Origin of the sequence: Myroides sp. NP-2 (assembly GCF_014145665.1) — a bacterium.
Classification (GTDB): Bacteria; Bacteroidota; Bacteroidia; order Flavobacteriales; family Flavobacteriaceae; genus Flavobacterium.
In genome coordinates this window covers 58,433-71,328 of record NZ_JACHTD010000007.1, presented here as the reverse complement: position 1 = coordinate 71,328, position 12,896 = coordinate 58,433, and the positions used below count along the sequence as shown (strand labels likewise).

At 38.4% G+C, this 12,896-nt stretch carries 16 protein-coding genes; 12 read left to right on the top strand and 4 right to left on the bottom strand.

Translation table 11 applies throughout. The features are described from left to right. Window positions 1–135: 135 nt before the first annotated feature. The 9 genes from H4K35_RS08520 to H4K35_RS08480 all read left to right on the top strand — a co-directional run bounded on the left by H4K35_RS08520 (window position 136) and on the right by H4K35_RS08480 (window position 7,572). On the top strand, window positions 136–741 hold the full coding sequence (locus H4K35_RS08520; RefSeq protein ID WP_182627006.1) for a hypothetical protein: 606 nt from the start codon (window positions 136–138) through the stop codon (window positions 739–741). A 72-nt stretch (window positions 742–813) separates the two neighbouring features. Next, window positions 814–1,347, top strand: coding sequence for a nucleotide exchange factor GrpE (locus H4K35_RS08515; RefSeq protein ID WP_182627004.1), 534 nt, complete (start codon window positions 814–816; stop codon window positions 1,345–1,347). A 43-nt stretch (window positions 1,348–1,390) separates the two neighbouring features. After that, a complete protein-coding gene (gene dnaJ, locus H4K35_RS08510; RefSeq protein WP_182627003.1) occupies window positions 1,391–2,518 on the top strand; it encodes a molecular chaperone DnaJ in 1,128 nt (375 codons plus the stop codon). A gap of 190 nt (window positions 2,519–2,708) precedes the next feature. Beyond that, window positions 2,709–3,629 (top strand): ABC transporter ATP-binding protein, encoded by a 921-nt coding sequence (locus H4K35_RS08505; protein ID WP_182627001.1) that lies wholly within the window; start codon window positions 2,709–2,711, stop codon window positions 3,627–3,629. Between the two features lie 2 nt (window positions 3,630–3,631). Then, window positions 3,632–4,936, top strand: a complete 1,305-nt coding sequence (locus H4K35_RS08500) for an ABC transporter permease (protein WP_182626999.1) — start codon at window positions 3,632–3,634, stop codon at window positions 4,934–4,936. A 23-nt stretch (window positions 4,937–4,959) separates the two neighbouring features. Continuing rightward, complete coding sequence (locus tag H4K35_RS08495) at window positions 4,960–6,132, top strand: sigma-54 dependent transcriptional regulator (protein ID WP_182626998.1); 1,173 nt, start codon at window positions 4,960–4,962, stop codon at window positions 6,130–6,132. 1 nt (window position 6,133) lies between these two features. Next, the gene (locus H4K35_RS08490) at window positions 6,134–6,769 is read left to right on the top strand and encodes a DEAD/DEAH box helicase family protein (protein WP_182626996.1); all 636 of its coding nucleotides are present in this window, start codon (window positions 6,134–6,136) and stop codon (window positions 6,767–6,769) included. Between the two features lie 232 nt (window positions 6,770–7,001). Next, complete coding sequence (locus tag H4K35_RS08485) at window positions 7,002–7,145, top strand: hypothetical protein (protein WP_182626994.1); 144 nt, start codon at window positions 7,002–7,004, stop codon at window positions 7,143–7,145. A gap of 289 nt (window positions 7,146–7,434) precedes the next feature. Continuing rightward, window positions 7,435–7,572, top strand: a complete 138-nt coding sequence (locus tag H4K35_RS08480) for a hypothetical protein (protein WP_182626993.1) — start codon at window positions 7,435–7,437, stop codon at window positions 7,570–7,572. Between the two features lie 6 nt (window positions 7,573–7,578). Here the strand turns inward: H4K35_RS08480 and H4K35_RS08475 are convergent, their stop codons facing one another. Then, window positions 7,579–7,821, bottom strand: coding sequence for a hypothetical protein (locus tag H4K35_RS08475; RefSeq protein ID WP_182626991.1), 243 nt, complete (start codon window positions 7,819–7,821; stop codon window positions 7,579–7,581). Window positions 7,822–7,976: 155 nt separating this feature from the next. Between H4K35_RS08475 and H4K35_RS08470 the strand changes: the two genes are divergently transcribed. The 3 genes from H4K35_RS08470 to H4K35_RS08460 are packed head-to-tail and all read left to right on the top strand — an operon-like array spanning window position 7,977 to window position 10,334. Beyond that, the gene (locus H4K35_RS08470; RefSeq protein ID WP_182626989.1) at window positions 7,977–8,618 is read left to right on the top strand and encodes a DedA family protein; all 642 of its coding nucleotides are present in this window, start codon (window positions 7,977–7,979) and stop codon (window positions 8,616–8,618) included. 54 nt (window positions 8,619–8,672) lie between these two features. Further along, entirely contained in the window at window positions 8,673–9,197 is a 525-nt protein-coding gene (locus H4K35_RS08465; protein ID WP_182626986.1) for a GRAM domain-containing protein, read from the top strand. A gap of 48 nt (window positions 9,198–9,245) precedes the next feature. Further along, a complete protein-coding gene (locus tag H4K35_RS08460; RefSeq protein ID WP_182626985.1) occupies window positions 9,246–10,334 on the top strand; it encodes a DUF695 domain-containing protein in 1,089 nt (362 codons plus the stop codon). Window positions 10,335–10,370: 36 nt separating this feature from the next. Here the strand turns inward: H4K35_RS08460 and H4K35_RS08455 are convergent, their stop codons facing one another. The 3 genes from H4K35_RS08455 to H4K35_RS08445 all read right to left on the bottom strand — a co-directional run bounded on the left by H4K35_RS08455 (window position 10,371) and on the right by H4K35_RS08445 (window position 12,891). After that, complete coding sequence (locus tag H4K35_RS08455; protein WP_182626983.1) at window positions 10,371–10,931, bottom strand: hypothetical protein; 561 nt, start codon at window positions 10,929–10,931, stop codon at window positions 10,371–10,373. 10 nt (window positions 10,932–10,941) lie between these two features. Next, window positions 10,942–11,712, bottom strand: a complete 771-nt coding sequence (locus H4K35_RS08450; RefSeq protein ID WP_182626982.1) for an SMI1/KNR4 family protein — start codon at window positions 11,710–11,712, stop codon at window positions 10,942–10,944. Window positions 11,713–12,402: 690 nt separating this feature from the next. Next, window positions 12,403–12,891, bottom strand: coding sequence for a hypothetical protein (locus H4K35_RS08445; protein WP_182626981.1), 489 nt, complete (start codon window positions 12,889–12,891; stop codon window positions 12,403–12,405). Window positions 12,892–12,896 lie beyond the last annotated feature (5 nt).

Sequence of the window (12,896 nt, the reverse complement as noted above, 5' to 3'; positions counted from 1 at the left end):
AGTTTATATTTGTTTTGGTGTTCGATGAATATATCTCACCTAGTTTATATTTGTTTTGGTGTTCGATGAATCTTCACTTCGTTACGATTTTCACTTCGTTACGATTTGTTTAGTCTCTTCATTTGTAAGATAATTGTGCTTTACAACGAGCAACGAACGAAGAGCAAAGAGCGACGAGCAACGAAATCTGTTCGGTTTATCTCACCTGGTTTATATTTTGTTTTGGTGTTCGATGAATCTTCGCTACGCTACGATTTTCGATTTGTTATTCGCGCGGTTTGTTCTTTGCGCGGTTTGTTATTCGCGCGGTTTGTACGGTTTGTTAGTTGCACGGTTTGTAAGATAATTGTGCTTTACAACGAGCATCGAACGAAGAGCATCGAACGAAGAGCAAAGAGCGACGAGCAAAGAGCGACGAGCAAAGAGCGACGAGCAAAGAGCGACGAGCAAAGAGCGACGAGCGACGAGCAAAGAGCGACGAGCAAAGAGCAAAGAGCGACGAGCAAAGAGCGACGAGCAAAGAGCGACGAGCAAAGAGCAAAGAGCAAAGAGCAAAGAGCAAAGAGCAAAGAGCAAAGAGCAAAGAGCAAAGAGCAAAGAGCAAAGAGCAAAGAGCAAAGAGCAAAGAGCAAAGAGCAAAGAGCAAAGAGCAAAGAGCAACGAAATCTTACCACTATTCACCACTCACTATTCACCACTCACCATTCACCACTCACCATTCACCACTCACCAAAAAACTGACATTATGACAGAAATAAACAGTTGGCAAAGGATTTGATTAAGAGAAAGCAACAAATAATTTAGGATAGCACTATGGAAAATAAAGATATAAACAAGGAAGAAGTGGACGTAACAGCGGAAAATACGCAAGAAACTGCGGCAACAACGGCAGAGACAGCATCTATTGAAGAAGTGATGAATGCTAAAATTGCAGAAGAGAAAGACAAGTATTTGCGTTTATTTGCAGAGTTTGAAAACTACAAGCGCCGTACATCGAAGGAGCGTTTAGAATTGTTTAAGACAGCGAATGAGGAAGTTATGTCAGCGATGCTTCCTATTTTGGACGATTTTGGTCGTGCTTTATCAGAATTAGAAAAGCAAGGAGAAAGCGAACACCTGACAGGTGTGCGTTTAATTTCTACCAAATTAATTGACACCTTGGCTGCAAAAGGATTAGAGGAAGTAGTTATCCAAAGTGGTGATGCTTTTGATGCAGATATATCCGAAGCGATTACACAAATTCCTGCGGGAGATGACTTAAAAGGAAAAGTGGTAGATGTCGTAGAAAAGGGATATAAATTAGGCGATAAAATTATTCGTTTTCCAAAAGTTGTTATTGGTCAATAAACGTGCGTTTAGACCAATTTATTAATAGAAACTCAGAATCCAAATGAAGAAAGATTATTACGAAATATTAGGTATCGATAAAGGAGCAGATGCAGCTGCCATTAAAAAGGCATACCGTAAAAAGGCCATTGAATTTCACCCAGATAAGAATCCAGGGGATAAAGAAGCGGAGGAGAAATTCAAGGAAGCAGCAGAAGCTTACGAAGTATTAAGTGATCCAGATAAGAAAGCGCGTTATGACCAATATGGACATGCGGCTTTTGAAGGTGGCGGAGGATTTGGCGGCGGTCATATGAACATGGATGATATCTTCAGTCAGTTTGGAGATATTTTCGGCAGTGCTTTTGGCGGTGGCGGTTTCGGTGGTTTCGGTGGTTTTGGCGGCGGTGGCGGTCAACGCAGAGCCAAGGGAACTAGTTTGCGTATTAAAGTAAAACTAACGCTGGAAGACATCGCAAACGGTGTAGAAAAGAAAGTAAAAGTAAAGCGCAAAATAAAAGCAGCAGGTGTTACGTACAAGACTTGTGCTACGTGTAATGGATCTGGACAAGTGACTAAAATAGCCAATACGGTATTTGGTCGTATGCAAACGGCTTCTCCTTGTCATACATGTCAAGGGAGTGGACAAATGATTGACCAAAAACCAGCAGGATCAGATGCAGAAGGAATGGTGGTACAGGAAGAAACTGTATCAATCAAAATTCCAGCAGGTGTAGCAGAAGGCATGCAACTAAAAGTGGCAGGCAAAGGAAACGAAGCACCAGGAAATAACAGTGTTGCTGGAGATTTGTTGGTTGTAATTGAAGAATTAGAACACGAGTCCTTAAAAAGAGAAGGCGATAATTTACATTATGACCTCTATATCAGCTTCTCTGAGGCAGCTTTAGGAGGCAGTAAAGAAATTTATACCGTAACGGGTAATGTGCGCATCAAATTGGAAGAGGGAATCCAATCAGGGAAAATTCTCCGATTGAGAGGAAAAGGATTGCCGCGCTTAAACAGTTATGGCAGTGGTGATTTATTGGTTCACGTCAACGTATGGACACCGAAAAAACTCACAAAAGAACAGAAAGAATTCTTTGAGAAAATGGAAGAAGATAGCAACTTTAAACCGTCTCCAGGTAAGGGTGATAAATCTTTTTTTGAAAAAGTCAAAGAAATGTTTTCGTAATTAGAAAAGAAGTCATACATTTGATGCACACTTATTAAACAGTGGATTTTCTTTTTCATAGCAATTTTTCCCAACCTTATAGTAATATGAGGTTGGGTTTTTTTATGCCTATTTGTAATCAAAATATACCTTGTTCTTCGCAAGTTGAAATAAATGATTTATTTTTACATGAAATATAAAAGATCGATTGATGCAACCTATCTTAGAAGTTAAGAATGTAGAAAAAAAATATGCTGACAAAACAGCTTTGAATAATGTTTCTCTCACTGTTCCCAAAGGGTCTGTATATGGATTATTAGGACCTAATGGAGCGGGGAAAACATCCCTCATCCGAATTATCAACCAAATCACCTATCCCGATCAAGGACAAATCCTTTTAGACGGTCAGCCTTTGAGCCCTCATCACATTAAAGATATTGGCTATATGCCCGAAGAACGAGGCTTGTATAAAACCATGAAAGTAGGTGAACAAGCGCTATATCTTGCCCAATTGAAAGGGTTGAGTAAAGCCGAAGCCAAAGAACAACTAGATTATTGGTTTGACAAACTCGATATCAAAGGATGGTGGAACAAAAAAATTCAGGAACTGTCTAAAGGTATGGCACAAAAAATACAGTTTGTCGTAACTGTATTGCACAAACCGAAATTGTTGATCTTTGATGAACCTTTCTCTGGTTTTGACCCCGTAAATGCCAATATTATCAAAGACGAAATTCTTGAACTCAAAGAAAAAGGAGCAACGATTATCTTTTCCACTCACCGCATGGAAAGTGTGGAGGAGATGTGTGATTACATTGCTTTGATTCACAAGTCAAATAAATTAATTGAAGGGCGTTTGGTCGATGTCAAACGCGATTTTCGAACTAATTTGTATCAAGTAGGAATTTTATCAAGTGATGTACATCGTTTAATGTTTGAATTATCCCAGAAATTTACCGTACAACCGACCTCGTTTAAGTCTTTAAATGACGAGTTACAATTGGAGATTGATTTAGGTCAGGCGATGCCTAATGAGTTATTGCATATCTTGTCAAACAATGGACAAGTCACTCATTTTGTAGAAAAACTGCCAACGGCAAATGATATTTTTATTCAAACTGTAAGTAAATAAGTATGAGCGTTCTTAAATTAATTATAAAAAGAGAATTTATCGCCAAAGCGCGTAATAAAGCGTTTATTGTTATGACTTTTTTAGCCCCACTATTCTTTGTGGGTATTGCTGTGCTTATCGGATTTTTAAGTACAATGAAGTCAACGACCAAAGTAATCGCTATTCACGATGAGAGTGCTATTTTTAGCGGTGATTTTGAAAATTCGGAAGAATACGAATATAAAAATCTATCGGCTGTTCCCATTGCAGTACTAAAAGATAGTGTCTTAGCTGAAAAATACAGCGGACTCTTATATATTCCAAAGCAAGAAGATTTAGCAGCCTATGAGCAGTCGATTTACTATATTTCTAATGATAGCCCTGGTATTGCTTTCATCAGTAAAATTGAGTCAATCATTGAAAATAAAGTATCCAGTTTAAATTTAATTGACAAGGGAATTGATCCTCAAATTATCAAAGAGAATCAGGCTTCCGTTAGCTTGCACCTGCAAAAAGCATCAGGAGAACAAACGGTAAAAGGATTGAATGAAATCAAGATCTTTATTGGTTCGCTTTTTGGCTATTGTATCATGATGTTTATTATTGTGTACGGCAATATGGTGATGCGTTCAGTGATTGAAGAAAAAACAAACCGAATTATTGAAGTAATTGTCTCGTCAGTCAAACCCTTTCAGTTGATGATGGGAAAAATTATTGGTACCTCCATGGCGGGTTTATTACAATTTTTGATTTGGGGTGTTGTTGGCGGAATTTTGATGCTCGTGGCGACTTCTGTTTTTGGATTGAATGCTGGTGCGTCGAATTTAGAAGCTGCACAAATGGCAACGGCTATGGATACAAGTGTAATGAGTGATATCCAAAACTACGTAGCTGAAATCATGAGCTTGCCGTTGTTGTCTTGGTTTGTGTACTTTATTGTCTTTTTTATTGGAGGCTATTTCCTATACAGCTCCTTATATGCGGCAATTGGTGCAGCAGTAGACAATGAAACAGATACACAGCAGTTTTTGTTTCCCATTATGTTACCGTTGATGTTAGGTGTATATATCGGTTTTTTTACAGTTATCAAAGATCCGCATGGAACCGTAGCGACTGTATTTTCTATGATTCCATTTACTTCTCCGATTGTGATGTTGATGCGTATTCCGTTCGGCGTTCCAATTTGGCAAGTACTGCTATCAATTGTATTGCTATTCGGGACCTTTATTTTAACGGTGTGGATTGCTGCAAAAATATACCGAATAGGTATCCTCATGTACGGGAAACGTCCTTCGTGGAAAGAGCTGTATAAGTGGCTAAAATATTAAGATCCCTTCCTAAAACTAAAGTTATGAGTAAAGAATCCAAGATTTTAATTGTTGAAGATGAAGCGGCTATTCGCCGTGTTTTAATCCGCATTTTAGAAGAAGAGTCTCCCGAATACAAAGTGGACGGGGCAGAGGATGGAGCAGAAGGATTACAAATGATTGCCCAAGGAGAATATGACTTGGTAATATCGGATATTAAAATGCCTAAAATGAGTGGCGATGAATTGCTCGTTGAGGCAAAAAAGATAAAACCTGAAACCGTTTTTGTTATGATTTCGGGACATGGAGATTTAGAAACGGCTATTAATACTATGAAATTAGGGGCGTTTGATTATATTTCCAAACCACCTGATTTGAATCGCTTACTCACAACGGTGCGCAATGCATTAGACAAGAGTAAATTGGTGGTAGAGAATACGATCTTAAAGAAAAAAGTTTCTAAGAAGTATGAGATTATCGGTCAAAGTGATGCTATCCAACAAATCACAGCGATGATCGAAAAGGTGGCACCTACTGAAGCTCGTGTCTTGATTACCGGGCCCAATGGTACAGGGAAAGAATTGGTGGCGCATCAAATTCACGCCCAAAGTCAGCGTTCTTCAAAGCCATTGATAGAAGTGAACTGTGCGGCTATTCCCGCAGAGCTCATTGAAAGTGAGTTGTTTGGTCACGTAAAAGGAGCCTTTACTTCGGCGGTTAAAGATCGACCAGGAAAGTTTGAATTAGCTGATAAAGGGACTATATTCTTGGATGAAATTGGCGATATGAGTCTGTCTGCCCAAGCGAAAGTGCTTCGTGCTTTACAGGAAAATGTAATCACTCGTGTTGGAGCAGAAAAAGATCAAAAAATTGACGTTCGCGTATTGGCAGCAACCAATAAAGATCTGCGTAAAGAGATTGAAGCAGGGCGTTTTAGAGAGGATTTATACCATCGACTAGCGGTAATTCTAATCAAAGTACCCGCTTTGAATGATCGCCGAGATGACATACCTTTGTTGCTGGAGCATTTTGTTAGACAAATTGCGAACGAACAAGGAAACGCTCCCAAAAAATTTACGCCAGAAGCCATTGCACAATTGCAACAGTATGATTGGAGCGGTAATATACGTGAACTGCGCAACGTAATTGAGCGATTAATTATTTTAGGAGAGAAAGAAGTAACATTAGAAGACGTAAAGCTATTCGCTACAAAATAAGATGAAATTAAAAAAAATACACCCCGTTTTACAACACAATTTAGCTGAACAAGGACTTGTCGAACCTACCCTTTTGCAAAAGACCGCTTTTGGACGTATTAAAGGAGGGCAAGATTTTGTGCTGATTGCCCCTAATGAAGAAGGCAAAACAACAACCTTAATTATGGCTGCTTTACAACGCGTAGAAGCACCTGTAGAGGATATGATCTCTACGCGTGTGTTAATCGTCGTAAAGGACAAATTTGAAGTAGAACGCCTATTAGAAGAGTTTGATCGCTTCGGGTCTAAAATGGGAATTCGCGTTTTTGGTGTACACGACTATACCGATTTAGATGACGATAAAAATCAAATGTCTCTAGGAAATGACATCCTCATCGGAACAGCTGAGCGACTAAACTTGATGTTTAGCGGTGCTGGATTCGATGTAAACCAGTTAAAAATGTATGCCATTGACGATATAGATCAACAGTTGAGAAATAGACATGAACCGCGTTTATACCGCCTGTCCGAAAGTATTGGTAAAACACAACGCGTGTATTTCGCTACTGATTACGTAGAACAATTGGATATGTTCGTCGATAAAACCATGTCAGAGGACATGGAATGGCTCGACTTTTACGAAGAGGAGGAAGAATAAAAAAGAACATAAAAAAAGAGGCAAATGAATGATTCGCCTCTTTTTTTATGTTTGCTCTTTATCTCACTTAGTTACTATTTGTTTAGTGTTCGATGAATATATCTCACCTAGTTTATATTTGTTTTGGTGTTCGATGAATCTACGATTTGTTCTTTGCGCGGTTTGTTATTCGCGCGGTTTGTTATTCGCGCGGTTTGCGCGGTTTGTAAGTTGAACGGTTTGTAAGATAATTGTGCTTTACAACGAGCATCGAACGAAGAGCAACGAGCGACGAGCAACGAGCAACGAGCGAGGAGCAACGAGCGAGGAGCAAAGAGCAAAGAGCGACGAGCAAAGAGCGACGAGCAACGAAATCTGTGCGGTTTATCTCACCTAGTTTATATTGGTTTTGGTGTTCGATGAATCTACGATTTGTTCTTTGCGCGGTTTATCTCACCTGGTTTATATTTTGTTTTGGTGTTCGATGAATCTTCGCTACGCTACGATTTGTTAAATCTCTTCGTATGTAAGATAATTGTGCTTTACAACGAGCATCGAACGAAGAGCAACGAGCAACGAGCAACGAAATCTGTGCGGTTTATCTCACCTAGTTTATATTGGTTTTGGTGTTCGATGAATCTTCGCTACGCTACGATTTGTTAAATCTCTTCATTTGTAAGATAATTGTGCTTTACAACGAGCAACGAACGACGAGCAACGAACGACGAGCAACGAACGAAGAGCAAAGAGCGACGAGCATCGAACGACAAGCAAAGAACGACGAGCAAAGAGCGACGAAATCTTACCACTCACTATTCACCTAAAAAAAGCTACCACATAAAATAAATAGCAAACATAGTTGCGCTATATACGATGGCCAATACAATCAAAGGAGCTTTTCTTCGATTGAAAGCCAGTTGAAAGGGATGTTTATAAAAGAAAAAATCGCGGGTAAATCGAATGATAATAATTAAAAAGGCAATTAAAAAACACAGGTGTAACATAAGGGTAATCGCCTGAAGTGAGGCGAGATTTGGATTGAGGGTGGTAAGTGGTACAAGCTGTGAAAGCATAGCAGATTCGATTTAGTACTAGACTTAAAAATACAAAAAATAATGACTGTACATCAATCACTTGCTGTTAAATGATTTTTTTTCTTTATAATTAGAATAATCTTTACATCTTTGTGTGACAAACAAATTCAATATTAAACTCACTTCGAAGAACTATGGAGTTACTAGATTTTATCTTTCACATTGATCAATATTTACACACGCTAATCGCGAATTATGGATCATGGATTTACGTTATTTTATTCTTGATTATTTTTGTAGAAACTGGGCTAGTGATTATGCCTTTTTTACCAGGTGATTCCCTTCTGTTTGCAACGGGAATGCTCATTGCTCAAACGACAGAATTAGATATTACTTTGGCGATTGTTCTACTCTTGATTGCAGCCATATCTGGGGATTCCCTCAACTATTTTATCGGAATGAAAGCGGGTATGAAAATGACTAAGATTCGCCTGTTTGGCAAGCAAGTAATTAAAGAAGAACACTTAGATAAAACCCATGCATTTTACGAGAAATATGGTGAACGCACTATCGTTATCGCTCGCTTTATTCCTATTGTTCGTACCCTAGCTCCCTTTGTAGCTGGCGTAGGAAGTATGCGTTACCGCACTTTTATGTTGTACAACGTGATCGGTGGAATTATTTGGGTGGTAGGATTAACGCTAGCGGGTTACTTCTTAGGCAACCTGCCCATTGTAAAAGACAACTTCTCCAAAATAGCTTTATTGATTATCTTTGTTTCTATTTTACCGATTATTTTCGAGTTTATTAAGGCAAAAATGAAGAAAAATAAGTAAAATAGCCGTAGGTATATTATTTAGTATCTTTACATACGAGATAAGAATTATAATATGAAAATTGGAGGAAATAGTATTAGGATAGAACCGAAGTATCAGCTGTATATCAGTTTACTTACCGGATTGGGCTATGCTAGTGTTTTTTATTTGTTTGAATGGGCTGATGGAGCATCCATATCATGGATGAAGCTACTGTTTCAGACTACTTTTTTTACTGTCTTTTGGTACCTTTTTATGTTTAAGCTGAAAATCAAAGGTAAAGAACCTTCTTTTTCGGTTTTGGATGATCAACCCATTATTTTTTATGGTGTCGCACAACAGTTAATCAAAACATCTCCCGTGGTTGGTGTATTGTATGCCACAGACGAGCAACTGACTTTTGAACCTCAAACTAAGGAATTTATATCGAGTAATTGGACAGTGGATTGGACGAATATTGAAACTATAGAAGGTGAATCCTTTATGAGGTTGTACAACCAAGGAATCCGCATTACAACCAAAGGAGGGATGACGTTTAAATTTGTTGTCAATCAACCTCAAGTATGGATAGCATCCATACGTACTAAAATGAAATCATAACAATACTTCGATGGTCTTTGTATCGTTGAGGTTTATCCTACTAGTTTTATGAGTATACTAAAAAATATTTTTGCTAAAAAAGAAAATCCCATTAACTCTCCAGCTGATTTTTGGGTTTGGTTTCAAGAAAATGAACAAGCATTTTACCGCGTAGTAAAAGGGCGTGATAAAATCGAAGAAGACTTCTTTGATCGCCTAGCACCCAAATTACAAGAATTAAAAGAAGGGATTTACTTCCTTTCTGGTATGATGGATGACGAAACGGCTGAGTTGATTTTTACCCCAGATGGGATCGTTAAAAATGTAGCTTTTATCGAAGATCTAGTCGCAGCGGCTCCCTCGTTGAAGAACTGGAAATTTACGTCTTTAAAGCCTGCAGTAGACATCAGTCGATTCAATATTCGAATGAATAACTATGAGTTTTCTAAAGAGAAAATTAATTTCTACGCTGTGGAACACCCACAATACCCGGATGAAGTAGATCTAGTCATTGTATACGACGATTATACAGCAAGTGATAAAGCTATTATTACCAATGGAGTATATATCTTTTTAGATAATTTACTGGGTGAATTAAATGCTATTACCTCTATCGATAACTTAAGCGTAATTGGACCTGACGAAGCAGCAGGAACTTTAATTCCCATTTTAAAACTAAAGGATTATTTAGTGTGGCGCGAAAAGGAGTTCATTGAAAAATACGAAGGAATGCGCTACGATACAGAAAAAGATTCTTATGTTGGGTTAGAGGGGACGTTGGAAAATGGAATGCCTTTGATTGCTTTGATTAACCGTACTATTTTAGATTGGGATGCCAAAGCCTCACATCCTTGGATCGTACGCGTAGAAATTGCGTATAAAGCCAACGAAAATGGGTTTCCAGATGAGTCGACCTACCAATTGTTGAATCAGGTGGAAGATGAGTTGATTGAAGTTTTACCCGATACTGCGGGCTATTTGAATCTCGGTAGAGAAACAGTAGATGGAAACCGCGATATATTCTTTGCTTGTAAAGATTTTAGACTTCCTGCTCGTGTTTTAGAGCAAATGAAAATGAAGTACAAAAGCGATTTTTCGCTGGGGTATGCGATTTATAAAGATAAATATTGGCAATCGTTTGAGCGATATAAAGGATAAAAAAAAGGCGTTAATCGATTCGATTAACGCCTTTTTTTAACTTGTTTGGTGCCAGTGATACGTGCCATCTAACCAATATAAGAGTCCACTTCCACAACTTTCGGGTACACTTAGGTGTAAACTCTCATATGGGAGTGTGATTTTTTCATCTTCAGGAACGTCTTCCTCCGGGCGCAAATTTCCATTTTCATCTACAACTTCATAGATTACCGCGTTTTTTTCTTGAACGGTTATGTCTTGTGCCCAAAGTATATCTTCCATGTCTTCGGGAAGGACACGGTGAGTGGAACCATCTATAGGACCAATAATAGCAAAATCACCTGTTGCTCTTTTGACTGTAATTCCATAGCGTCCGCTGCTAGGGGATTTTACGATTTGGATGTAATCGGGTTTGCCGTCTCCATCAATATCTAAGGTGATAGTATTGGTTTGATGGTCGGGCGATAGCACATAATCGGGTTGATTTGTATGTGTTTCACTAGGTTGTACCTCAACAGGAGTAGGTGCTTCCTTTACGGGTTGTTCTTTAGTTTTTTCTTGACAACTAACCAAGGTTAAAAAACTTAGTATTGCAAGTAATTGGAGGTTCTTCTTCATAAAATAGCTATTAAATCAGCTCAAAAGGATAGTTTTCTGCCAGTTGAGGATGGATGGTATTCAGTGTTTCATTAAAGGAAATTGCTATGCGTTCAGGAGGATAACCGGCATCTAACCAATCGTCTAATTGCTGAACACAAAAGGCCAATTGTAACCATTGTTCAAAGTTGAGATATAAGGGGTGTAAGCTCATCGGTTGATGGTCGTGATCGCCAAAAAAGACATGTCCTTTTTCGTCAAATAACCAACGATCTCCTTGTCCATTTCTTGCAAATATCCAATGCGTAGACCCGTTATTTGTTTTATTTTCACTTAGTGCTTCAACGGTGTTAAATAGTGTAGTCTCAGAAGAGATAGTCGTTGTTTCTGCGCGTTTGGCAAATAATGGATAAAGCGATGGGAAAGGGAAAGCTATGTTTTTTGGGAAAGGTACTCCTGCGTCATCCTCTAGGAGCACAGTTTTAATTTCCGCTATTGTCAGTAATTTAAAATGAATTTCCGTGGCTATTTGATTCAGGGCTTTGGCTTCATCCCAACAACTGACACAAATCAGTTTGTGTTGGCAGTCAATAAACCACTGTTCGCGATCTTCTTCTGTTTGCGTGTGATTCCATGCCCTTTCACATGTATTACACCAAGCGTCAGGTCTGCCCATATCTCCTGTATCGTATTCAAAAAAACCTACTGCTAGACGGTTGTGTAAACTATGCGCCAAATGCGTGCACAACAAAGCCATTTCTTGTTTACCATGTATAGAACATGCCATGTATTTTTCTTCCATAACGGGGATTAAATATTGTCTATCTTGCGATTTACTTCGTTTTGGTCATGGACTCCACTCAAGAATTTGAATATTTCGAATTCGATTGTCGAATCTTTGTGGTATATAAATGCCCTATAGCATACCCTATACTAGGAATAATAAAAGATAATAAAGCATTGATTAAGAGAAAGCTAAAGTCTGATATAGGCTGATTTTCGATTAATATATACCAATGCGAATTGAATCCAAGAGTTATAAAAAAAAGAGATAAGGAAGTGTTGTTTGATCCGAAGAAAGGAGCATTACCTGTTCCTCCATTGGCGATGATAAAGGCCAAAATCAGGAGCATATTGAGGATGAATGGCCATAAAACAGTCCGGTAACTTCTAAAACTCAACGCGTGGAAACAACTCGTAGAGAGAATAAAAACAAAGGCAAGGGATAATAATATATACCTATATCTGCTATCGGCATCTAAATATAGAAATAGTAGAACTCCTAGTATTGCTGCAATAAAATATGTGAAAAATGAATAATTTATTGGAGGAAGCTTTAATTTCATATAAATCGTGTTAGGTAGAAGTGAAGGTAGTGAAAAAATGAAAAAATTCAGGTTTATAAGGTTAATTTTATTTGTGTTTTATTGACTCAAATTATCAGATATAACGGGCTAATGTGGTGTTGGACTAAAGCCGAGTTGTATGATTGTTATTTTGTATTATCTAGTTGTATATGAGATTGGTAACTTACCATGTCATCTTGAGCAATATTTTGTTCGATCAATGTAACGTTTAACTGCTCAATCGTTGATGGAATGCTAATACTAATCTCTTGGTTGTAATTGTATCCATAGACATGGGCACTTTCCTTTCCTACACCACGTTTGGGTTCTACATAACAGACGAATGTCAATTGGTTACCCTCTATTTCTTGAATCCACTTGATCTGTTTTAACCTTCTCGCCTGATGTCCCTGTGAACTATACCACCCTTGAATTTCCAAAACGGCTTTACGTCCCCAGAGTGATTGACGTATTTCTTTTAGGGTAATGGCAGGGTGGAGTTGAGGATTCTCTTGGTCTAATTGTTTGGTACGCGACTGGCCAACGTAGGAATACTTCGTAGGCGAAAGCGATAGAGAGGAGGTACTACACCCCATCAGGGCAAAGAAAAGGAAAGATGCAAAGTAGGATTTCACACTAT